Annotated in this window: 17 protein-coding genes; 13 read left to right on the top strand and 4 right to left on the bottom strand. The window is 54.3% G+C overall.

All coding sequences use genetic code 11. The features are described 5' to 3' along the window. Positions 1–294 precede the first annotated feature (294 nt). Positions 295–2,466: a TonB-dependent siderophore receptor gene (locus AC6I8A_RS20490; protein WP_497819338.1), complete on the top strand. Its 2,172-nt coding sequence runs from the start codon at positions 295–297 to the stop codon at positions 2,464–2,466. 752 nt (positions 2,467–3,218) lie between these two features. On the opposite strand, the gene AC6I8A_RS20485 is transcribed toward AC6I8A_RS20490, so the two are convergent. After that, positions 3,219–4,133 carry an alpha/beta fold hydrolase gene (locus AC6I8A_RS20485; RefSeq protein ID WP_497819056.1) on the bottom strand — a complete coding sequence of 305 codons (915 nt, stop codon included), beginning with the start codon at positions 4,131–4,133 and terminating at the stop codon, positions 3,219–3,221. Positions 4,134–4,301: 168 nt separating this feature from the next. Between AC6I8A_RS20485 and AC6I8A_RS20480 the strand changes: the two genes are divergently transcribed. Further along, positions 4,302–5,219, top strand: a complete 918-nt coding sequence (locus tag AC6I8A_RS20480; protein WP_293794086.1) for a DMT family transporter — start codon at positions 4,302–4,304, stop codon at positions 5,217–5,219. 2 nt (positions 5,220–5,221) lie between these two features. On the opposite strand, the gene AC6I8A_RS20475 is transcribed toward AC6I8A_RS20480, so the two are convergent. Beyond that, on the bottom strand, positions 5,222–6,109 hold the full coding sequence (locus AC6I8A_RS20475; protein ID WP_497819055.1) for a MurR/RpiR family transcriptional regulator: 888 nt from the start codon (positions 6,107–6,109) through the stop codon (positions 5,222–5,224). 196 nt (positions 6,110–6,305) lie between these two features. Here AC6I8A_RS20475 and AC6I8A_RS20470 point away from each other — a divergent pair, with 196 nt between their 5' ends. The 4 genes from AC6I8A_RS20470 to AC6I8A_RS20455 all read left to right on the top strand — a co-directional run bounded on the left by AC6I8A_RS20470 (position 6,306) and on the right by AC6I8A_RS20455 (position 11,000). Beyond that, positions 6,306–8,435, top strand: coding sequence for a TonB-dependent siderophore receptor (locus AC6I8A_RS20470; protein WP_497819054.1), 2,130 nt, complete (start codon positions 6,306–6,308; stop codon positions 8,433–8,435). A 37-nt stretch (positions 8,436–8,472) separates the two neighbouring features. Continuing rightward, a complete protein-coding gene (locus AC6I8A_RS20465) occupies positions 8,473–9,585 on the top strand; it encodes an ABC transporter substrate-binding protein (RefSeq protein ID WP_497819053.1) in 1,113 nt (370 codons plus the stop codon). A gap of 117 nt (positions 9,586–9,702) precedes the next feature. Then, entirely contained in the window at positions 9,703–9,855 is a 153-nt protein-coding gene (locus AC6I8A_RS20460; protein ID WP_101761338.1) for a con-10 family general stress protein, read from the top strand. Positions 9,856–10,103: 248 nt separating this feature from the next. Further along, positions 10,104–11,000: an SDR family oxidoreductase gene (locus tag AC6I8A_RS20455; protein WP_265302871.1), complete on the top strand. Its 897-nt coding sequence runs from the start codon at positions 10,104–10,106 to the stop codon at positions 10,998–11,000. A gap of 30 nt (positions 11,001–11,030) precedes the next feature. On the opposite strand, the gene AC6I8A_RS20450 is transcribed toward AC6I8A_RS20455, so the two are convergent. Further along, positions 11,031–11,942 (bottom strand): LysR family transcriptional regulator, encoded by a 912-nt coding sequence (locus AC6I8A_RS20450; protein ID WP_497819052.1) that lies wholly within the window; start codon positions 11,940–11,942, stop codon positions 11,031–11,033. 147 nt (positions 11,943–12,089) lie between these two features. Between AC6I8A_RS20450 and AC6I8A_RS20445 the strand changes: the two genes are divergently transcribed. Next, positions 12,090–12,836: an SDR family NAD(P)-dependent oxidoreductase gene (locus AC6I8A_RS20445; protein WP_497819051.1), complete on the top strand. Its 747-nt coding sequence runs from the start codon at positions 12,090–12,092 to the stop codon at positions 12,834–12,836. Positions 12,837–12,874: 38 nt separating this feature from the next. Here the strand turns inward: AC6I8A_RS20445 and AC6I8A_RS20440 are convergent, their stop codons facing one another. Next, positions 12,875–13,234: an NUDIX hydrolase gene (locus AC6I8A_RS20440; protein WP_436333435.1), complete on the bottom strand. Its 360-nt coding sequence runs from the start codon at positions 13,232–13,234 to the stop codon at positions 12,875–12,877. A gap of 113 nt (positions 13,235–13,347) precedes the next feature. On the opposite strand from AC6I8A_RS20440, the gene AC6I8A_RS20435 reads away from it, so the two are divergent. The 6 genes from AC6I8A_RS20435 to treY all read left to right on the top strand — a co-directional run bounded on the left by AC6I8A_RS20435 (position 13,348) and on the right by treY (position 22,229). Beyond that, positions 13,348–14,112 carry a DeoR/GlpR family DNA-binding transcription regulator gene (locus AC6I8A_RS20435; RefSeq protein ID WP_497819050.1) on the top strand — a complete coding sequence of 255 codons (765 nt, stop codon included), beginning with the start codon at positions 13,348–13,350 and terminating at the stop codon, positions 14,110–14,112. A gap of 58 nt (positions 14,113–14,170) precedes the next feature. Continuing rightward, positions 14,171–15,061: an oxidoreductase gene (locus AC6I8A_RS20430; RefSeq protein ID WP_497819049.1), complete on the top strand. Its 891-nt coding sequence runs from the start codon at positions 14,171–14,173 to the stop codon at positions 15,059–15,061. Between the two features lie 216 nt (positions 15,062–15,277). Further along, positions 15,278–16,717 carry a glycine betaine/L-proline transporter ProP gene (proP, locus tag AC6I8A_RS20425; RefSeq protein ID WP_497819048.1) on the top strand — a complete coding sequence of 480 codons (1,440 nt, stop codon included), beginning with the start codon at positions 15,278–15,280 and terminating at the stop codon, positions 16,715–16,717. 126 nt (positions 16,718–16,843) lie between these two features. After that, positions 16,844–17,647, top strand: a complete 804-nt coding sequence (locus AC6I8A_RS20420) for an acyltransferase (RefSeq protein ID WP_497819047.1) — start codon at positions 16,844–16,846, stop codon at positions 17,645–17,647. Between the two features lie 314 nt (positions 17,648–17,961). Continuing rightward, positions 17,962–19,746 carry a malto-oligosyltrehalose trehalohydrolase gene (gene treZ / locus AC6I8A_RS20415; protein ID WP_256698860.1) on the top strand — a complete coding sequence of 595 codons (1,785 nt, stop codon included), beginning with the start codon at positions 17,962–17,964 and terminating at the stop codon, positions 19,744–19,746. Beyond that, positions 19,743–22,229: a malto-oligosyltrehalose synthase gene (gene treY / locus AC6I8A_RS20410; protein ID WP_497819046.1), complete on the top strand. Its 2,487-nt coding sequence runs from the start codon at positions 19,743–19,745 to the stop codon at positions 22,227–22,229. The genes treZ and treY overlap by 4 nt, the downstream gene beginning before the upstream one ends. Positions 22,230–22,253 lie beyond the last annotated feature (24 nt).

Raw genomic sequence — 22,253 nt, 5'->3', positions numbered from 1 at the left:
GCACCAGTTTGGCATCCAAGACTCAACAGAATTCAGAATTTGCTAATGAATCAATAGCCTGCTTATCCAATATTCATCGATACATTTCTTCTTACTCATAACGGATTCATCTAAGCAATTTAGGCGTTCCCTTCCCCGCAACGCGTACTCCGCAACGGAAAATCCTTTGTAAAGGTTTGTATTGTCAGGCTTGTTGCCGTCTCGCTGAATAGACAATGAGAAACGTTATCATTATCATGCGCATTTACTTACAATTGTTAACTTAACAGGGAGAAAACTTAAGTGAATGTAACCATGCGTGGCAAAAAGCGTCCAATTGCGCTTTTTTTAGCGGGAATGCTAACGTCGCCAGCCTTTGCAGCTGAAACCACAGAAAAGCTGGCTGACGATGAATCAATGATCGTCACCGCCGAGCAGGAGCTCAAACAGCAACCGGGCGTGTCCACCATTACGGCTGAAGACATCAAGAAAAATCCCCCTGTTAACGATCTATCCGACATCATCCGCAAAATGCCCGGCGTAAACCTCACCGGTAACGGTGCCAGCGGCAGCCGCGGCAATAACCGTCAAATTGATATCCGTGGCATGGGCCCGGAAAACACCTTGGTCATGATCGATGGCGTGCCGGTTTCTTCGCGTAACTCAGTGCGTTACAGCTGGCGCGGCGAGCGTGATTCACGCGGCGATACCAATTGGGTGCCAGCGGAAATGGTGGAGCGCATTGAAGTGATTCGTGGCCCAGCCGCTGCACGTTACGGTTCTGGCGCGGCAGGCGGCGTGGTGAATATCATTACCAAGCGTCCAACCAATGACTGGCACGGCTCGCTGTCGCTCTACACCAGCCAGCCGGAAAACGATAAAGAAGGCGATACGCGACGCGCTAACTTCAATCTCAGCGGCCCGCTGGCCGGTGATGCCTTGACCATGCGTCTGTACGGCAATATTAACCGTACCGATGCCGATGCGTTCGATATCAACACCGCCGAAAACGGTTCTTACGCGGCGGGCCGTGAAGGCGTGCGCAATAAAGACATCAATACCGTGCTGTCGTGGAAAATCACGCCGCTGCAAATTGTCGACTTCTCTTACGGCTACAGCCGTCAGGGCAACATTTACGCCGGTGATACGCAAAACAGTAACAGCAACGCCAGCACCGACGGTTTAGTCGAATCGCTGTACGGCGATGAAACGAACCGCATGTATCGCCAAACCTACGGCATTGCGCACAACGGAATCTGGGATTGGGGAACCTCGAAGCTCAACTTCAACTACGAGAAAACCAATAACACGCGTCTGCAGGAAGGCACTGCTGGTCGTACCGAAGGGATGATCAACAGCGATACGTACGCTACCAGCCGTTTGGAAAGCTATCGCGCGGGCGGAGAGATCAACTTCCCGTTGCAGCTGCTGGTTGATCAAACCGTGACGCTGGGCGCGGAGTGGAACCGCGACGAGCTGAACGATCCGGCATCAATGCTGGCGTCCAACGCGAGCGGCGTCAATCTGCCAGGCAGCTCTGGCGATCCGTCGCAGCGCAGCAGTAAGAACAGCGCTACCATCAGTTCTCTGTTCTTCGAAGACAACATTGCTGCCACCGATACCACCGAAGTGATCCCAGGCCTGCGCTTTGATTATCACGATCAGTTTGGTGCCAACTGGAGCCCAAGCCTGAACGTTTCACAAGGGTTAGGCGACTACTTCACCCTGAAAGCCGGTATTGCGCGGGTGTTTAAAGCGCCGAACCTCTATCAGTCAACGCCGGGTTATCTGCTCTCGACGCGTGGCAACGGCTGCCCGATTGGTCTCAGCCAATGTTATCTGCTGGGTAACGACGATCTCGATGCCGAAACCAGCGTCAACAAAGAGATTGGTCTGGAATTCAGCAACGAAGGCTACGTCGCGGGCATCACCTGGTTCCGCAATGACTACAAAAACAAAATTGTGTCGGGCACCGAGCCGGTGTATTCCAGCACGCGACCGGTTTATAACGTATTGCGCTGGGAAAACGGCGGCAAAGCGATCGTGGAAGGACTGGAAGGTAATCTGACCATTCCTTTAATTGCCGATACGCTGGAATGGCGCTCCAACGCTACCTACATGTTCCGCTCCGAAAGTAAGGAAACCGGCAATCCGCTGTCCGTGATCCCGGAATTCACTATCAACTCGCAGCTGGAGTGGCAAGCGACGCAGGATCTCAGCGCCAACATCAACTGGACGCAGTATGGCCGCCAGAAACCGCGTCAAAATGCAGAGACCAATATCGATACCTCGAACATGACAACGCAGGAAATCAGCCCGTATTCGGTGTTTGGTTTGAACGTCAATTACGACATCAGCAAAAACCTGCGCGCCAATGCCGGTATCAACAACCTGTTTGATAAACGCATTTACCGCGAGAATTCAGGTGCGTCGACCTATAACGAGCCGGGCCGAGCATATTATGCCGGTGTGACGATGTCGTTTTGATTGAGCTGGGTTTTGGTCGCCATGAATGGCGTAATGCTTGTCAGATAAGCAGTGTACTGGCATCGCAGAAGTTCCGCCCGCTAAGCATCTGACAGTTTCAGAATACTAGAAGTAGGCGGCCGGGCTAAGGTCCGAAGGCGCGGACCTTAGCAATCCGCGCCTTGCGCCGTCCTCGCTGTTCCCTCGCTTATCGCTCCGTCCTGACGGACCACGCGGATTCGCCTTCCTGGCTCATGCCGCGCTTTCACCGACGTCCTGTCGGCTCATCCTGGCCGTCACTCTGCGTTCGGCACTGCGGATGGCGCCCAACACCGCCGCCTGTGATGACGGTGCCTGGATTGTTTTTTCGTAGGGTGCGCATTCATGCGCACCAGGTCGCCATGAATGGCGACCCTACGGGGTTTGTAGCGATGGTGAATCAGGAAAATGCACAGTTGCTGCAGCGCGGGTGTTGAGGCGACATCCTAACCCGCTGAGCGAATGAGGGATTCCAGGGCGAGCCGCATGGATGCGGCGAGAGGTGGCGCTGAGCAGGAGCGAATCGCCACCGGTCCGTCAGGAATCGTGAATGAGTGAAGGTACCGCGCAGCGGCGGGTTGGGCTGGCGCAGGGCCCGGGAGTGCAGAGGGCGCGGCCAGGCGTCCTCTGCTCGATCGCCGCACGAAGGTGCTGCAACTGCCTCAGCACAGGGCGAACGAAAGTCGCTCCGCGCTTAACTGAGCGGTATTACGCCATGAATGGCGACCCTACGTTTAATTAAAAAACTCGTGCAGCGCATCGGCCAGCGCCTGCGGTTGCTCATCCGGGATGAAGTGACCGCAGTGCGCTATTTTAATTCCCGTCACATCCGCCGCGAACTCGTGCAACGGCAACGCCATATCCGGAATCGAACCCTGATCGGCGCTGATCGCCAGTAACGGCAAGGCTAATTTACCGCGTTCACGAAGCAACGTTCGGTTTTGCGCCGCCGAAACCGTCACTTCACGATAAGTGGCCATTCCGGCGCGTATTGCGCCCTTCTGCTGTAACAAACGGGTATATTCCGCCATGTCTTCATCGCCAAACACCATCGGGCTGGCCGCTTTGCGTTTCAGGAACCATTCCAGGTAGATTGCTTCGCGCCCTTCTATAAGTGCTTCCGGCAAATCCGGTAAGAGATGAAACGCGAAATGCCAGGTTTTCCACGCTTTATCCGGCGTGGCGGGCAGCGATTCTGGCAAAGTGACACCAGGAATGCCGGCATCGAGCAGCGCCAGCTTTTTCACCTGATCGCTAAACAATGTGGCATACGGCCAGGCAACCCACGCGCCGACGTCGTGCGCGGCGAGGTAATAGCTTTCATGACCCAATTGCTGCATCAAGCCCTGTACATTCTGCGCCAGCGATGTGGTGTCGTAGCCGCTGAGCGGTTTATCCGAGTCGCCTTGACCGGGTAAATCCGGTGCGATAATGAAATAGCGATCGCCCAGCAGCGCCATCACCTGGCGCCAGGCGAACCAGCTTTGCGGAAATCCCGCCAGCAGCAGCAACGTTTCTCCATTTGCATTGCCGCCGCTGACGTAATGCAAACGCACGCCGTCAACGGTGGCGTAATGATGGGAAAATCCCTCTAACTCGTTGAATGGCTGCGTCCAGCCCGGCGCGTGCTTGATAACTGATGCTGACATTTTCGCTCTCCGCATATTTAGGAAATGATCAATTCCTAAATACTACCTGATGATCACAACATAAGAAAAATTTTCTGCACAGCGACATCGGTCGCCATTAATGGCGACCCTACGGAGTGGGTTGTTTGCTATTCTGTGCGCGACTCTTTCTTAACAATTGTGAAACCTATGCGAACATCGGATTTGTTGCGGCTGCTAATTTTAGCGGCGATTTGGGGTGCCAGTTTTCTGTTTATGCGCATTGCGGTTCCGGCGCTGGGCGCGGTGAATACCGCATTTTTACGCGTATTCTGCGGCATGTTGGGTTTAATGATTATCATGGCGGTGATGCGCATTCCGCGCCGCTTTGACGGCAAATTGGGCTGGGCGATGTTGCTGGGCGTTATCAACTCGGCGATTCCATTCCTGATGTACTGCCTCGCGGCACGCGTGTTGCCGGCGGGTTATTCGGCGATTCTCAACGCCACTACGCCGTTGATGGGTGTGATTATTGGCGCGGCCTTCTTCGACGAAAAGCTAACAGTTAATAAAGTTATCGGCATGATCGCCGGATTCAGTGGAATTATTGTCATCAGTACCACCGGAGAAGCGCATCTCAGCAGCACGTTAATTGGCGGAATATTAGCCTGTTTGATCGCTACCGCCTGTTATGGTTTTGCCGGTTTCCTGACCAAGCGCTGGATCGGTGCACGTGGCGGTCTTGATGCCACCAAAGTCGCCTTTGGTTCCCAACTTGGCGCGTCAGTCTTTCTGCTGCCGATCTTTGCTTTTAGCGCACCGCAAACGTCAGCGGCAAGTTGGCAAATTCCTGAAGTCTGGGCCAGCATTCTGGCGATTGGGTTTATCTGCACCGCGCTGGCTTACATCATCTACTTTCGCCTGCTCGCCGATATTGGTCCGCTGCGCACGCTGACCGTGACATTTATGATCCCGCCGTTTGGCATTTTATGGGGCTGGTTAGTGCTGGGTGAAGAGATCAATCAGGGCTTTATTAGCGGTTCGCTGCTGATTGTCTGCGCGGTATGGCTGGTCACCAGCAACGGCTTCGGCAAACGCGCCGCTGTAAACAACAGCGCCAGCAAATAGCCTTACTTTTTGCCGGATGGCTTCAGCGATCGATTGAGGTCCTGAATACGCTTCATGGTTTTCACCGTACGCGATGAGGTCGCGGAAGCCACCGACAAAATCAGCATCTCCAGACACACCAGCACCGTTCCGTGCAGCGGCATGCGACCATTCTCGCCGCCGCGCGGCACGTTGATAATCACATCCGCCTGTTTAGCGAAAGCTGAATCCAGCGCATTAGTCAGCAAAATCACCGGCATGCCAAGACGTTTCGCCTCTTTCAGTGCGGTGATGCCTTCACGGTGCGCCGACTTCTGCGCCATCATAATCAGCACATCACCACGCTGCAGCCCAATCAACTTTTCCGCCAGCGCAATACCGGAGCGATTGAGCGTCACCGCCGGAATCCCAATACGCGTGAACAAACGCGCACTGTAATCCGCCAAAATCCCCGAAGCATTGATGCCAAACAGCGCTACCTGACGCGCATCTATAAGATGTGTTACCGCTTTGGCGACCGCTTCCCGATTGTGCGGTTCAGATAACGCATCGCAGGCGCGTTTATGGCCGCTCAGCACAAAATCGATGCCCGAATTGATATCACACGAGAGTTCGCCCACGGTGGCGCTCATCTTCTCTTCAGAATTCATCGCCGGGCCAAACCAGGCGGTCAGCGTGGTTTTCAAATCGCGCAAACCGGCAAAACCTAATGCCTGCACCGCACGAACTACAGTGGCATCCGAGGTGTGGGTGGCGTCGGCAATTTCCATCGCCGTGGCATCCAAAACCACTTCGCGGTGGTCATGGATGTAACGCGCCACCGCTTGCAGGCTGGATGATAATGTCGGCGCGCGCGATCGATAGCGTTCACCCAGAACATCCACACGACTTTTACTGCTATTTCTGCTCATCTGCTGGTTGCTCTTTAAGAGTGAGATTATTACTGAAGGTTTGTAGTGAATTATGCAATTACTACCAAGAATAAAATATGTAAGACAATGAATTTATACCAATAAAAGTGTAATAGATTCGAAATTATTTCCATTTACTACTACATTACAACATGGTTGAATGATTCTCAATTGCATTGCACCAGGTTAATGATGAATGAATAACAACAAGCCCTTCACTTTTAAATCCCAACGCCATCCAGCCATCCTTGCTGCGATTTACGGCGTTAGCCTCTGGAGTTCCGCCAGCAGTTTTGCCGCTGAGGAAAGCAGCACGCTCACCGTTTCAGCGCAGGAAGAGAACGCACAAGGTGACAACGTCACTAATAGTTCGGTCGGCAGTAAAACGTCTACGCCGCGTATTAACCAGGCGCAGTCAGTCAGCGTGGTGACGCAGCAGCAACTTGAAGACTTTCAGGCGTCGAGTCTTACCGATGCAATGCGCTTTGTCAGCGGCGTGACGGAAGGCAACACGCTGGCCGGCACCGAAGATGGCTTTGTACGTCGCGGCTTTGGCAGCAATTCGGATGGTTCGATCTATCGCGATGGGGTGCGCAGCAGCCAGGGTTTGAACTTTGATGCCACCACCGAGCGCGTGGAAGTGCTGAAAGGCTCAGCATCGTTGCTGTACGGCATTCAAAATCCGGGTGGCGTAATCAATGTGATAAGCAAGAAGCCGCAGTATGTATGGCACACCAAAGTCAGCGGCAGAACCTCCAGTGAAGGCGGCGGCGCGGGCACCGTGGATATCACAGGGCCGCTCGGCAACGGCTTCGCCTTCCGCCTGATTGCGGAAAAACAGAATCAGGATTACTGGCGCAATTTTGGCACTGAAAAGCACACGCTGATCGCGCCTTCGCTGCAGTGGTTTGGTGAGCAAGCCAGCTTCCTGATTAGCTATTCTGATTATCAATACGACATTCCTTACGATCGCGGCACCGCATTTATCAGCGGCAAACCGATTGATATTGGTTACAAAGATCGCCTGGATGACAAAGCCAACCATGCGTGGGGCCACAACAAAACCCTCAACGCCCATTATGACTGGCAGTTTAATGACGACTGGAGCACGCGCGTTACCCTCGGCTGGAACCAGCGCCAATACGATAACAATGAAGTGCGCGTTACCGCAGTCAATCCCAACACCGGCGTGGTGACGCGTCGCGCCGATGCCAATCGCGGTTTTAACCATAAAACCAAATACGTTTCCTGGGACTTGATCGGCTCACAGCAAGTTTTCGGCATGACGCACGATGTGGTTTTGGGTACCGATTACGAGATGATCCAAACCTATCGCGCGCATCAGTATCAAGGCAAAGCCAACACCGGTTTTAACTTCAACAATCCGCAGTATGATATTTTGTCGCCAATCACCAACAGCAGCACCGAAAACACCGCCAACGCTAATAACCTCAATCGCACGCACAGCCGTTCCATCTATGCCAAAGACAGCATCAGTTTGACGGATAACTGGATCGCGGTACTCGGCGGGCGCTATCAGCATTACGAGCAGCGCGCATCGAAAGGCTTCGATCCGGTGGTGCAAACGCTGGACAGCGATGGCAACAAATTCCTGCCGCAGGCTGGTTTGATCTACAAAGTGACGCCAGACTTTTCGCTCTACACCAGCGTGAGTAAATCCTTCACACCATCGACCGATGTGGATGATGACGGCAACGTCGGAAAACCGGAACAGGGCACCACATGGGAAGTGGGCAGCAAATGGCAGATTTCACCGAAGCTGTTTGCCAGCGTGGCGCTGTATCGCATTGACGAGCGCGATATGTCGCTGAGCATTAACGGCACTACGCGCGCCATCAATAAAGCCCGATCCAGCGGCGCGGAATTTGAGTTAAATGGCGAAGTGCTGCCGGGCTGGGATCTCAGCGCCAACTTCAGCTATGACAAAGCGGAGATTGTTGATGATGGCGTTAACGCGGCTAACAACGGTAACCGTTTGCAAAACGCGCCCCGCCACGCTGGCGCGCTCTATCTGAGTCATAATCTGGCGATCTCCGGCGTGCCGGGAGATTTCCGTGTGGGCGGCGGCGCGCGTTATGTGGGAACGCGCGCAGGCGATCCAGAAAACAGTTTTAACATGCCCGATTATGTGGTGGCGGACAGCTTTATCGCCTGGAACAACCATTTGTTCGGTGAGAAAACCCAACTGAAACTCAATCTGAACAACCTGTTTAATAAGCACTATTACACCTCCAGCGGCGGCAATCTGCGCGTGCGTGAAGGAGAAACCCGCAACCTGATGCTCGAGGCCAGCGTTGAATTCTGATTCGATATTTACCCCAGGCGCTCGACGTGCGCCTTCCTTGCTCGCCAGGATTTTGGCTGGTTTCCTGGTTCTAATAAGTAGCGCGGCGTGGGCGAAAACCATCACCGATATTGACGGCACTCGCGTTGAGATCCCCGATCGTCCACAGCGTATCGTGCTGGGCGAAAGCCGCATGCTGTATACGTTGGCGTTGCTCGAGCCGGGCGATCCGTTTCAGCATATTGTGGCGTGGCCGCAGGATCTGAAAAAGTACGACAGCCAAACCTGGAACAGTTTTGCCCGCCAGTTTCCGCAGATGCTGAAAATCCCGTCGCTCGGTTCCGGCGGGCCCAACGCCATCAATCCCGAGCAGATTCTGGCACTGAAGCCGGACGTGGTGATTTTACCGAGCCTGGCGCGCTACGATGATGCCGACTTACGTTTGGTCACCATGCTGAAGGCGGCACATATCCCGGTGGTGAAGATCGATTTGCGTGTGCATCTGCTGAAAAACACCCGCCGCAGCGTGGAAATTTTTGGTGAAGTGCTGAATCAGCAAGCACGCGCGCAGGCGTTCAATCAATTTTACGATCAGCATATGCAGGTGATTCGTGAACGCTTAGCCACGTATCAGGGTGCAAAGCCTTCGGTGCTGCTGCAACTGCATCTCGGACGCCGTAACGAGTGCTGCGTGACGGCAATCAACGGCAGCCTCGGCGAATTACTCAACGCGGCGGGCGGCGACAACATCGCCAATAAAACGCAGCACGGCGTGTTTGGACGCCTGAGTGAAGAAAGCGTGATTGCCGCACGACCGCAGTACTATTTTGCCACCGGTTTTGGCGATAATGCCTCGCAGGGCTTGCTGAAATTAGGGCCAGACGTGGCGCCAGAAACCGTGATCAGCAGTTTTGAACAGCTGACGGCGCAGCAAAAGGGTTTACGTGAATTATCTGCATTGAAAAATGGTCACTCGGCGGTGATCTGGATGAACTTTTACCTCAGCCCGTGGCACATCGCGGCGGCAGAATTTATGGCTAAGTCACTCTATCCGCAGCTATTTGCGGACGTAGAACCTGAAAAGACCTTAAAGCAGATTTTCCATGATTTCTTACCGATTCCCTATAGCGGTACTTATTTTATTAACATCCCGCCGGTGAACGATAAATAATCACTTCCGCTCCGCTTGTGATTAATCTGAAGCTCGCTAATCTTAAATTTGCAGCACGGGCATGGCGTTGAAGCAGTTATTTCCGCCATGCAACAACAACTCACGAGAGGATGTTTTATGGCTGAGCATAGAGGCGGTTCCGGCAATTTTGCTGACGATAAAAAGAAAGCATCAGAAGCCGGTAAAAAAGGCGGAGAAAAAAGCGGAGGGAGTTTCAAAGACGATCCCGCTAAAGCATCAGAAGCTGGTAAGAAAGGCGGCAAGAAGTAGCCAACCACGTTTTAAATAGTACATAACACCCGAAACCCGCCTGGGCACGGACGCCCTCAGAATTATCCCATTCAGTATTATCCTTCTGAAATAAATACCGTTAATAACCTTACGTAACTGCCTTCCATTAATAGCACCCAGATCTTGCCGTTTCGTCTTAATAAATCTGATTGCTCACTTTTTAACGTGACAAACATCACATTTATGCCAGGCTTAATTTATTCACTTCATGCGACAAGGAGATATATATGACAACGCAAGCCACCAAAAAAACCTTAATTACTGAAGCGTATCCGGTTCCGCCTTTTAAAAAGCAGACGCAACCGATGCCGGGTTTGGCGAGCAAAATGGATCCCCGTCCCGATCATGGTGAAACCAGCTATCGTGGTACCGGCAGATTGACCGGCCGTAAAGCGCTTATCACCGGCGGCGATTCCGGTATTGGTCGCGCCGTGGCCATTGCTTATGCCCGTGAAGGTGCCGATGTAGCCATTAACTTCCTGCCGGAAGAAGAAGCCGATGCGGCAGAAGTGGTGAAACTGATTGAAGCCGAAGGCCGCAAAGCGGTGGCGATCCCGGGCGACATTCGTTCAGAAGCGTTCTGCCAGAAGCTGGTCGATCAGGCCGCTGACCAGTTGGGCGGATTGGATATTCTGGTGAATAACGCCGGACGTCAGCAGTTCAACGAATCGATCCGCACGCTTTCCACTGAAGACTTTGACGCCACCTTCAAAACCAACGTCTATGCAATGTTCTGGATTACCAAAGCGGCGCTGAAATATCTGCCAGCGGGCTCCTCCATCATCAATACCTCTTCAGTGCAGGCTTATGATCCTAGTGCGATATTGCTGGATTATGCGCAGACCAAAGCCTCGATTGTCGCCTTCACCAAAGCGTTGGCAAAACAGCTGGGTAAAGAGCAGATTCGCGTTAATGCCGTTGCGCCTGGTCCATACTGGACCGCGCTGCAGGTAAGTGGCGGACAGCCGCAAGAGAAAGTGGAGAAGTTTGGTGCATCCGCCCCACTGGGCCGTCCGGGACAACCGGCTGAAATTGCCCCGCTCTACGTCACCTTTGCCGATGTGAAAAACAGCTTCACTTCCGGCCAGGTTTGGTGCTCCGACGGCGGCACCGGCACGCTGTAATTATCCGTGGGGTCGCCATGAATGGTGACCCTACATTGTCCCGTTTAATCGTTCTGGAAACACGTCCCGCAACCACTCAATAAACACCCGCAACCGCTGCGTAAGATGGCGGTTCTGCGGATACACCACATGAAACGGATAATTCGCCGGACGCCACGCCGCAAGAATCTCGACCAATTTTCCCGCCTGTAAATCTGCCGCCGCTGCGTAGCGGAAAGTCTGAATAATCCCTAATCCCGCAACCGCTGCCGCCAGATGTGCGTTACTTTCGTTAACGCCGATCCGATGCTCGCTCTTAATCTCCAGCTGCTCGCCGCCTTGCGTAAAACGAAACGGGAACGCCCTGCCGCTTTGCGGCGACAGATAACTCACCATGCGATGACCATTTTTCAGCTCCTGCGGATAAGCTGGCACGCCGTAGGTTTTCATATAGCCCGGCGCAGCGCAGGTAATCATCTCCGCATCCCCCAGATGTCGCGCCACTAGCGACGAATCGCTGAGCGGACCGCCGCGAATCACGCAATCGACATTACCGCTGATCAAATCCACCGCGCGGTCCGCAACGCCAAGATCGATACGGATGTCCGGATAGCGGGCGATGAAATCAGGCAGCGCCGGAATCAACACATCACGCGCGGTTGATCCGCCAATATCGATGCGCAGATAGCCGCCAGGTTTGGCGCTTTCCGCATTGAACGAGTGATCGATATCTTCCAAATCCCGCACGATGCGCAGTGCTTTTTCATAGTAATCGCGCCCTTCCGGCGTCACCGTCACGCGCCGCGTGGTGCGTTGCAGCAAGCGAATACCGAGATGCGCTTCCAGTTCCTGCACCAGTTTGCTCAGCGTAGCGTTCGGCATGTCGAGTGAATCCGCCGCACGCGTAAAGTTGCCCGCTTCGACCACGCGCGCAAACGCCTTGATCGCCATTAACTGATCCATACTGTTTTCCGCTGCATCAAATTATCCACACACAGGAATAGTCATTTCGATTTTACACCATTTATTAGCAAACGCCGTGAAGATAGATTGCTTCTCATGCACTGCAACGCAGTCATCAAAACCTCATCACCCATTGGAGAAGCAAACATGAACGCACTCAACGGCAAAATCGCATTGGTAACCGGCGGCACAACCGGCATTGGTCTGGCATCCGCGCAGGAGTTGGCGACACAAGGCGCACGCGTGTTTATCACTGGTCGTCGTCAGGCGGAGCTTGATGCGGCAGTCGCCAGCATCGGTGCCAGCGCCAGCGGTATTCGCGCTGATGCTGCGGTGCTAAGCGACCTCGACAACGTTTACGCAGAGATCGCCAAACAAGCGGGCCGCCTTGATATCCTGTTCGCCAACGCCGGTGGCGGCGACATGCTGCCGCTCGGCGCCATCACCGAAGAGCATTTTGACCGTATCTTTGGCACCAACGTGCGCGGCGTGCTGTTTACCGTGCAGAAGGCGTTGCCGCTGCTGAGCGACAACGCATCGGTGATTCTTACTTCTTCAACCACATCGGTTCAGGGCACCGCCGGATTTAGCGTATATAGCGCCAGTAAAGCCGCAGTGCGTAACTTTGCCCGCTCATGGGCGCTGGATGTGAAAGATCGTGGTATTCGCGTCAACGTGGTTAGTCCCGGCCCGGTGCGCACGCCAGGTTTAGGTGATTTAGTATCCGAAGATCAGCGTCAGGGATTGTTTGATGCGCTAGCAGCGCAGGTACCGTTGGGTCGCCTCGGCGAACCGGGTGAGATTGGTAAAGTGGTGGCGTTTTTGGCGTCCGATGCATCCAGCTTTATTAATGCTGCCGAACTGTTTGTTGATGGCGGTATGGCACAGGTGTAACGCGTAGCAGGTCGCCATAAATGGCGACCACGCCTTTTCTACGCCTCAACCACCGGAATCTCATCCAACTGGGTAAAGATGGCGATCCCCCTTTCCCTGCCAATCCGCACATCGTTATCCGCACCCTGTGAAGCACCCGGAATGCGCAAGATCGCATCGCAACAGTGAATCAAGCGATGCGCTACCGGATAGAGAAATGATTCACTGATTTCATCGCCAATCTTCTGCGAACCGGCCGCGCTTGCCAGTGGCAACGCCAGCCATTCACCAATCACCGGCGTATGTCCGCGCTGGTAGACCTGCAGAGCAATCTGATCTAATTTCTTAATATTTTCATGAATTAACACTTCATTGCCGTTGGTGCCGCTGCGTACCGGTCCTGCGATAAGAATTAACATTGGGCTTCTCCAGAGATTCGATGTTTAGGGCAAGCTTTTTTTGCGCGTTTCGCCCGACGTTTGATGACAAAATCTACGCTAGCATGCATAATCGTGCAGATACAAGCAAAAACATGAATGAGAAAATAATGCTCTCCAGTCAACGTAAACAGCAAATCCTCGCCATTCTGTTCGAGGAAAAACAGGTGATGTCGAGCGAGCTGAGCCAGCGTTTTGCGGTATCGGAGGACTCGATTCGCCGCGATCTGCGTGAGTTAGCCGCCGAAGGTTTACTGCAACGGGTGCACGGCGGGGCGCTGCCGGTTTCTGCGGCTATCGCACCGTTTGAAACCCGCAAAAGCGTGCAGATCAGCTCCAAACGTCTAATCGCGCAGAAAGCGGTTCAGCTGATTCAAACCGATCAGGTGGTGATTATTGATGGCGGTACCACCACCGCCGAGATGGTGAAGCTGCTGCCGTCGGATCTTGCCTTTACCGTGGTGACGCACAGTCCAAGCATTGCCGTGGCGCTGGTGGATTATCCGCTGGTTGAAGTGATCATGATTGGCGGCTTGCTGTATCGCCATTCGGTGGTTGCGGTGGGTGCGGCGGTGCTGGAAGCGATTGCGCGGATTAATGCCGATCTGTTCTTCATGGGCGTGACCGGCGTACACAAAACCGCAGGATTAACCACCGGCAATTACGAAGAAGCCAGTGTGAAACGCGCGCTTTCCGCACGCGCGGCTGAAACCGTGGTGATGGTATCGAATGAGAAACTGAATTCCGCCTCGGCGTTTGCCATCGGCGAGCTGTCTCTGGCGAGTACGTTGATTGTTGATACTCAACCCGATGACGAAATGTGCCAACTGCTGCGGAAAAAGCACATAACCGTGCTGTAACCGGCTATGCTTCGCTGCTGAAGAGACGATCTGCCACTTGATAATCAGGAGCTTAAAGATGTCTGAGAATCCCACCATTGCCCTTATTGGACCGGGCGCGATTGGCACCACTATCGCGGCGGCGCTGCATGAAGTTGGACGCACGCCAACGATTTGCGGGCGTACCGCACATCCGCAGCTGGAACTGCGTCACGACAGCGGCAACATTATCGTTCCCGGCCCGGTGCTCACCAATCCCGCCGAGATCGCGCAGCCGTTCGATCTGGTGTTTGTGGCGGTGAAAACCACCCAGGTTGAAGACACCGCGCCGTGGTTAGCAGCGCTGTGCAATGAAAATACCGTGGTGTGCGCGCTGCAAAATGGCGTTGAGCAGAAAAGCCAACTCGCGCCCTACGTCAATGGCGCAACCGTGCTGCCGTCGGTGGTATGGTTCCCGGCCCAGCGCGAACCGGATGCTTCGGTTTGGCTGCGCGAAAAACCGCGCCTGACGCTGCCAGAAACCCCGCAGGCTGAACGTGTGGTTATGGCCTTAAAAGACACGCGCTGCGCAGTCGATCTCTCTGCCGATTTTCTTACCATCGCCTGGCGCAAGCTGCTGCAAAACGCAGTTGCCGGTTTGATGGTGCTGTCGAATCGTCGTGCGGGCATGTTCCAGCGCGAAGATATAACCGCGCTGGCGCTGGCCTATTTACAGGAGTGCCTGACGGTGGCGCGCGCCGAAGGTGCCGCGTTAAAAGATGAGGTGCCGCAAGAGATTGTCGAACGTTTCCACCGCGCGCCGAGCGATTTAGGTACTTCGATCCTTGCCGATCGCCAGGCCGATCGTCCGCTGGAGTGGGATATCCGCAACGGCGTGGTGCAGCGTTATGGTCGGGCGCGCGGCATTCCCACACCGATCAGCGATGTGATTGTGCCGCTGCTGGCAGCCGGTAGTGAAGGTCCAGGCTGAATTACCCCACACTCTCCAGGTCGCCTTTTGGGCGACCACCAGCCTAAAATCATTAATTTCTGCAGATGAAGTAGTGTTTTATCCCGCCAACTTGCGGGATATAGAAATCTTTACTAGGGTTTGCGCTTCTTCTGCCTCTTATAGCTTTCTTTTCCATTGAAGAAATTACGGCTGCGAAAGCTATGAGATCGCACCATTTTCTAACCTGGGGAATATATGAGCACAGGAAATGATACACATACTTCAGCCACATCCAGTGGTTTAACCGTTGATGACATCACCGTCATCGACAACAAATTACTCAAACGCGCGGTCAGTGCCGCCGCGTTGGGTAACGCGATGGAGTGGTTTGATTTCGGCGTCTACAGCTATCTCGCCGTGATCATTGGTCAGGTGTTCTTTGCCGATGCCAGCGCTGCCGCGCAGTTGATCGCTTCGTTCGGTACCTTTGCTGCGGCATTTTTAGTGCGTCCGATTGGCGGCATGGTGTTTGGCCCGCTCGGCGATCGCATTGGCCGTCAGAAGGTGTTGGCGTTAACCATGATCATGATGTCGATCGGTACCTTCTGTATCGGTCTGATTCCGAGCTACGCCAGCATTGGTATCGCCGCGCCAATTCTGCTGCTGCTCGCGCGCTTATTGCAGGGTTTCTCTACCGGCGGTGAATATGGCGGTGCTGCCACCTTTATCGCGGAATACTCCACCGATAAGCGGCGCGGCTTTATGGGCAGTTTCCTTGAGTTCGGGACGCTGGGCGGCTATTTGCTGGGCGCCAGCCTGGTCACCGCGATGATCGCCTTCTTACCGCATCAAACCATGATGGATTGGGGCTGGCGTGTGCCGTTCTTCCTTGCTGCGCCGTTGGGTCTGTTCGGTTTGTATATCCGCTTAAAGCTGGAAGAGACGCCTGCGTTTAAAGATCACATGGATAAACGCGAAGAGATGGAGCACAACAAACCGCGCCTGAGCGTGTGGCAGATGCTGCGCGATCAGCGTAAACCGCTGCTGAAATGTATCGGTCTGGTGCTGCTGTTCAACGTCTCCAACTATATGTTGACTGCCTACATGCCGAGCTATTTAACCGGTGTGCTGGGAATGAGTGAATTATCCGGCCTGATGTTGGTGATGGTGATTATGTTTATCATGATGCCGCTGACGTTGATGTGGGGACATTTAACCGACCGCATTGGCCGCCGCCCGGTGATTGGTTTGGGTGCGCTGGGTTTAATTGTGTTGGCGATCCCGAGCTACATGCTGATTGGTTCTGGCAACATGCTGCTGGTGTTTGCCGGATTGGCGATACTGGGCTTGTTGCATACCTGCTTCAGCGGCACCATGCCGGCAACGTTACCGGCGCTGTTTGTCACCGATATTCGTTACAGCGCGCTGGCGATTGGTTTTAACTTATCGGTTTCACTGTTTGGTGGCACCACGCCTCTAATCACTGCATGGCTGGTGGATACCACGCACAATAATCTGATGCCGGCGTATTACATGATCGGTGCCGGGATTATTGGTTTGCTGACGGTATTAACCTTGAGTGAAACGGCACGTAAACCGCTGAAAGGTTCATCGCCTGCGGTGGCGACGGAAGCAGAAGCGCATCGTTTGCTCGATAAGCTGCGTAAACGCAAGGTTAAGTATAAATCGGCCTAACGGCTCAGCAACCGATATGCCAGTCAGTTAACGCTGACTGGCATTTTTTTATGTGCCATCTTAAGTTTCGAACTTTGATCGCCGCTTTTCAGGTATCTCACAATGCTTGATTAGGCTTAATCATCGATGGTTATTACGGAAAAAGAAGCACTTTCGACGCTCGAGGGAAATATGTTCCTCGGTGAACTCCCTGAAATGATCAACAGTAAAATCGTTTTCTCTGGCTCAGGAAATATCTTCATCTGCGAACCCGGCGTTAAGTTGCATAATTCAAGCATTGAATTTAATGCGAATAACTCGATAGTGTATTTAAGCTCAAGCCATTTCCCCTATCCGGTGACGATCGTTATTCACTCGAACTCCATCTGTTATCTGGGAAGAAATAACTATATCAATGATAAATTGACACTCATTCTTTCCGAAGAGAAGCACATTTTTATAGGACATGATTGTTGTATTTCGCTCGGTATATGGATGCGTAACGCCGATCCACATTTAGTCTTTAATCAAGAAGATCACGCCAGAATTAATCATTCCAAAAGTATCTATATTGGTGACCATGTCTGGCTCGGTCAAAACGCCATGATTTTGAAAGGTTCGGTTATCCACTCGGGTAGTATTGTGGGTGCGATGAGCCTCGTGGCGGGTAAAACCATCCCCTCAAACAGCTGTTGGGGCGGCAACCCGGCGACAAAACTCAAAGATGAGATTTTTTGGTCTGGCGAATGCGTTCATTACTGGACAGAAGAAATGACCAAAAACAATGATAATTGTCATCACAATCATTACACATTTGCAAATACGGGTGAGGTCGTCGATATCAGCGATTTTGAACGGCAGTTACAAGCCACCTCCCAAGCGACAGACAAAGTCAGATTATTGATTAAAATGCTGCTCAAAAATAATGCTAAAAATCGATTCTACGGATGATTTTTTAGAACTTACATACCATTACGGCGCGGCTTAATGTGCAAAACGACGCGCCGCAATCGGGTGCCATTTAGCCCTAACAGCCATTCATACGCTCAACCATCTGGATAACCGAAGCGTGACACATCAGCGTTCAAACAGATAATTTCCGAAACCCGCCTGAAATCCACTGCCTCACGCCAGAAAACGCCAAAATATCGACTATGATTTGTTGTCCGACCTAACTTTCATCCCAAATTATTTATCGTTTTCAGCCAGTAGCGAATCGCTTGATGTCGTCCATTGCCCCTGCGTGGGCTAAACGAGGCAATTGAATGGAATTCAGATCATTTGAAAAATCCTGGGGCGCTGAAATTCTTGCTGATGACAGCGTCCGTTTTCGTGTTTGGGCACCTGGGCAACAGCGCATCACCTTAAGACTTGCCGATAACGACGCAGCCATGCTCGACGCAGGTGACGGTTGGTTTGCGCTGCAAGTCAGCGGCGTAGCGCCCGGCGCAGAGTATAACTTTGTGCTGGACGATGGCACGGTAGTGCCCGATCCCGCCGCACGTGCGCAAAAGGCGGACGTCAACGGCCCTTCACTGGTTATCGATCCGCAAAGCTATCGCTGGCAGCACACCGCATGGCAAGGTCGTCCGTGGCATGAAACGGTGGTGTATGAAATGCACATCGGTACCTTCACGCCCGAAGGCACATTCCAGGCGGCGATAGCCAAATTGCCTTGGCTGGCTGAGTTAGGCATCACGCAACTGGAAGTGCTGCCGGTGTCGCAGTTCGGCGGCAATCGCGGTTGGGGCTACGACGGCGTGTTGCTCTACGCTCCGCATGCGGCTTACGGATCGCCGGATGATTTCAAAGCCTTTATCGATGCCGCCCACGCGCACGGTTTGTCGGTGGTGCTGGATATCGTGCTCAACCACTTTGGCCCGGAAGGCAACTATCTGCCGCTACTGGCGCCGGAGTTTTTCCACCAGGAGCGCATGACGCCGTGGGGCGCAGGCATTGCTTATGATGTCGATGCGGTGCGTCGCTACATCGTCGAAGCGCCGCTCTACTGGCTGCAGGAGTTTAATCTGGATGGCCTGCGTTTTGATGCCATCGATCAGATTGAAGATAGCTCCAGCAAGCATGCGCTGATTGAGATTGCCGAACGCATCCGTCAGGCCATTCCCGAGCGCCCTATCCATCTCACCACTGAAGATTGCCGCAACGTCATCTTCCTGCATCCGCGTGATAAACAGGGCAACGCGCCACTGTTTACTGGCGAGTGGAACGATGATTTCCACAATGCGGTGCACGTATTCGCCACCGGTGAAACCCACGCTTATTACGAAGATTTCGCCGACGTGCCAGAGAAACGCGTGGCGCGCGTGCTGACCGAAGGCTTTGCTTATCAGGGCGAACTGTCGCCGCAGAGTGGACAGCGGCGCGGCGTACCGAGCGCCAGCCAGCCGCCAGTGGCATTCGTCGATTTCATCCAGAACCATGATCAGGTCGGTAACCGCGCGCAGGGCGATCGTTTGATCAGCCTGGCGGGCAGCGATCGTACCAAAGTGCTGCTGGCGACGCTGCTGCTATCGCCACACATTCCGCTGCTGTTTATGGGCGAAGAGTATGGCGAAACCAATCCCTTCCTGTTCTTCACCGATTTCCATGGCGATTTGGCCAAAGCAGTACGTGAAGGCCGCGCGAAGGAGTTCACCGGTCACGCCGGGCATGACCAAGAAGTGCCGGATCCTAATGCGGAACAGACCTTCATCCGCTCGAAACTTGACTGGAATACGCTGCAAACGCCGGCAGGCCAGAGCTGGCTGGCGTTAACGCGCGAGTTGCTGGCGCTGCGTCAGCAACACATCGTGCCGCTGCTGGCGGATGCGGGCGGCAACAGTGGCAAGGTGCTCGCCACGGCGGAAGGCTTTGTTGCCGTCAGCTGGCGTTTTCCGCAGGGCGAGCTGTCGCTGGCGTTGAATATCGGCAAGCAGACGCAACCTTTACCCACCATGCCAGGCCGCACGATTTTCGCCTGGCCGCAAGAAACTGAAGCATTACCCCAACACACCATTGTGGTGCGTTTGGATCAGGGAGCAACAAAATGAGTATTCCAACCGCGACGTACCGCATTCAGTTTCGCAACGGCATGACCTTTGATCGCGCCGCGGCGCTGGTGCCTTATCTGCAACGCCTTGGCATCAGCCATCTTTACGCGTCGCCGATTTTCAGCGCCACCGCCGAATCCACTCACGGTTACGATGTGACCGATGCCAATGAGATCGAACCAGCAATTGGCGGGCGTGACGGCTTCAATCGGCTGGTTGAAGCGTTGCAGGACGCGGAGATCGGCTTGATTCTCGATATCGTGCCAAACCATATGGCGGCCTCGCTGGAGAATGCCTGGTGGCGCGATGTGATTGAGTATGGCGAGAGCAGCCGCTATGCCAATCACTTTGACATTGACTGGACGCGCCGTCTGACGCTGCCGTTTCTCGGCGACAGCTTCGAGAACGTGCTGGAAAAAGGTGAGCTGAGCATTAAAGCGCATCCGGAAACCGGCCATCCGGCGCTGGCCTATTACGACAGCTTTTACCCGCTGACGCCCGCCAGCTGGCAGGATCGCGCTGACGAGGTGCTGGCGATCACCGATGCTAAAGCGATTGCCGAGCTGCATGAGCAGCAGCCGTGGCGCTTGATGAGCTGGCGCGATGCACGCAGCGAGCTCTCTTATCGCCGTTTCTTTGAGATCACCGGTTTAGTCGGCGTGCGCGTTGAGGATGAAGCGGTGTTTGCCGATTCCCATCAGCTGATTCTCGAGCTGGTGCGCTCGGGCGCGGTCAGCGGCCTGCGCGTCGATCACGTAGATGGCCTTGCCGATCCGCAAGGCTATTTGCGTCAGCTGCGCCAGGCCACCGGCCCGGATTGCTATATCACGGTGGAAAAGATCCTCGCCGAAGGGGAACAGATTCCTGCCGACTGGCCGATTTCTGGCACCACCGGCTACGAATTTATTGCTGCGCTGTCGCACGCGCTGGTCGATGATTCGCAGATCGATACCCTGCATCTGGCCTATGAAGCCACCACCGGACAACCCAACGACGTTGAGGGTGGACTGCGCGTGGCGCGCGAATTGATGGTCGATCGCAATTTCGCCGGTGAATTTGCGCGTTTACTCAAGCTGGCGACGCAGATTGCCGTTTCCGAACATCGCAACCTCGGTGAAGCGGAACTGCACGTCGCGCTGCGGGAAATCCTCATCGCCTTCCCGGTGTATCGCACCTACGGCCAGCAGGATGGCATGCCGCTTGAAGGCGAAGAGCTGCTGCAACAGGTGCTGGAAAGGGTGAAAAACAGCGCGTCTCCGACGGTGCTGAGTTTGCTGCAGGCGATGCTATTGGGCGCGGTTTCCGAAGAGAGCGAAAAAGAGGCGCATGAATTCCGCGTGCGCTTCCAGCAACTGACCGGACCGCTGATGGCGAAGTCGGTGGAAGACACGCTGTTCTTCCGCAATCACGTCGCGTTAGCCATCAATGAAGTGGGCGCAGAGCCGCTGCCGCATGCCTTCTCGCTGGCGCATTTCCACAGCGAGATGCAAACACGGCTGCAGCAGCAACCCGATGGCATCTCTTCCACTTCAACCCACGACACCAAGCGTGGCGAAGATGCGCGTGCGCGGCTGTACACACTGAGCGAAGCGCCTGCGTTGTGGGCGGAACACGTGACGCGCTGGCGGCAGATTAATCAGGCGCAGGTGGTGGAGCTGGAAGATGGCGCCGCACCGGAACCGGCGGTGGAATGGATGCTGTATCAGGCGTTAGCCGGCGTGTGGCCGACCACCTTGCAGCCGCAGGATGCCAGCCAACTTGAAGAACGCTTTATTCCCTTTGTCGAGAAAGCGTTACGCGAAGCCAAGCTGCGCACCGACTGGGCAGAGAGCAATGAAGCCTACGAAAAGGCGGTGCTGGATTACGCACGCCATCTGCTTTCACCGGCCAATCAGCAGTTTCTCAGCGACTTCAGCCACGCGTTGCAGCCGTTTATTCAGGCCGGACTGATCAACAGCCTGACGCAAACGGTGATCAAACTCACCGCGCCGGGCGTGCCGGATATCTATCAGGGCAGCGAAGCGCTGGATTTCAGCCTGGTCGATCCCGACAACCGCCGCACGCCGGACTTTGATCTGCTGGAGCAGCAGCTTGCAGAGTCTGAATCTCCCGATTTCAACGATGCGCAAAACTGGCTGAGCGGCAAACTGAAACAACAGGTCATTGCCCGCCTTCTGCATCTGCGCCGCGATTATCCGCAGCTGTTCCGCGTGGGTGATTATCAGCCGCTGCAGGTTAGCGGCGAACATCAGGAGAAAGTCATCGCTTTTGCGCGTCAGGACAGCGACCACGCGTTGCTGGTGATCCTGCCGCGCCTGAGTTTCGATAACGCGCAGTGGACGCAAACCGAAGTGGTTCTGACCGAATCACTCGCCCATCGCCATTATCGCAACTTATGGACAGGCACAAGCGTGGCGATTGGCGATTACATCGCGCTGGATGAGGCGGCCTCGAGTGCGCCGTTGGTGCTGCTAAGCAGCTGATGCATTACCCGATTAATCTGTGTG

It is taken from the genome of Pantoea sp. X-Soil-ISGK-275 (assembly GCF_059730795.1).
Note: the sequence above shows the minus strand (reverse complement) of the source record. Positions and strands in the feature narration are given on the sequence as shown.

What these genes read in the sequence shown, in the direction of transcription:
- AC6I8A_RS20490 (WP_497819338.1), top strand. Translation starts at nt 295, where the DNA reads ATGCGTGGCAAAAAGCGTCCAATTGCGCTTTTTTTAGCGGGAATGCTA.
- AC6I8A_RS20485 (WP_497819056.1), bottom strand. Translation starts at nt 4,133, where the DNA reads ATGTCAGCATCAGTTATCAAGCACGCGCCGGGCTGGACGCAGCCATTC.
- AC6I8A_RS20480 (WP_293794086.1), top strand. Translation starts at nt 4,302, where the DNA reads ATGCGAACATCGGATTTGTTGCGGCTGCTAATTTTAGCGGCGATTTGG.
- AC6I8A_RS20475 (WP_497819055.1), bottom strand. Translation starts at nt 6,109, where the DNA reads ATGAGCAGAAATAGCAGTAAAAGTCGTGTGGATGTTCTGGGTGAACGC.
- AC6I8A_RS20470 (WP_497819054.1), top strand. Translation starts at nt 6,306, where the DNA reads ATGAATAACAACAAGCCCTTCACTTTTAAATCCCAACGCCATCCAGCC.
- AC6I8A_RS20460 (WP_101761338.1), top strand. Translation starts at nt 9,703, where the DNA reads ATGGCTGAGCATAGAGGCGGTTCCGGCAATTTTGCTGACGATAAAAAG.
- AC6I8A_RS20455 (WP_265302871.1), top strand. Translation starts at nt 10,104, where the DNA reads ATGACAACGCAAGCCACCAAAAAAACCTTAATTACTGAAGCGTATCCG.
- AC6I8A_RS20450 (WP_497819052.1), bottom strand. Translation starts at nt 11,942, where the DNA reads ATGGATCAGTTAATGGCGATCAAGGCGTTTGCGCGCGTGGTCGAAGCG.
- AC6I8A_RS20445 (WP_497819051.1), top strand. Translation starts at nt 12,090, where the DNA reads ATGAACGCACTCAACGGCAAAATCGCATTGGTAACCGGCGGCACAACC.
- AC6I8A_RS20440 (WP_436333435.1), bottom strand. Translation starts at nt 13,234, where the DNA reads ATGTTAATTCTTATCGCAGGACCGGTACGCAGCGGCACCAACGGCAAT.
- AC6I8A_RS20435 (WP_497819050.1), top strand. Translation starts at nt 13,348, where the DNA reads ATGAATGAGAAAATAATGCTCTCCAGTCAACGTAAACAGCAAATCCTC.
- AC6I8A_RS20430 (WP_497819049.1), top strand. Translation starts at nt 14,171, where the DNA reads ATGTCTGAGAATCCCACCATTGCCCTTATTGGACCGGGCGCGATTGGC.
- proP (WP_497819048.1), top strand. Translation starts at nt 15,278, where the DNA reads ATGAGCACAGGAAATGATACACATACTTCAGCCACATCCAGTGGTTTA.
- AC6I8A_RS20420 (WP_497819047.1), top strand. Translation starts at nt 16,844, where the DNA reads ATGGTTATTACGGAAAAAGAAGCACTTTCGACGCTCGAGGGAAATATG.
- treZ (WP_256698860.1), top strand. Translation starts at nt 17,962, where the DNA reads ATGGAATTCAGATCATTTGAAAAATCCTGGGGCGCTGAAATTCTTGCT.
- treY (WP_497819046.1), top strand. Translation starts at nt 19,743, where the DNA reads ATGAGTATTCCAACCGCGACGTACCGCATTCAGTTTCGCAACGGCATG.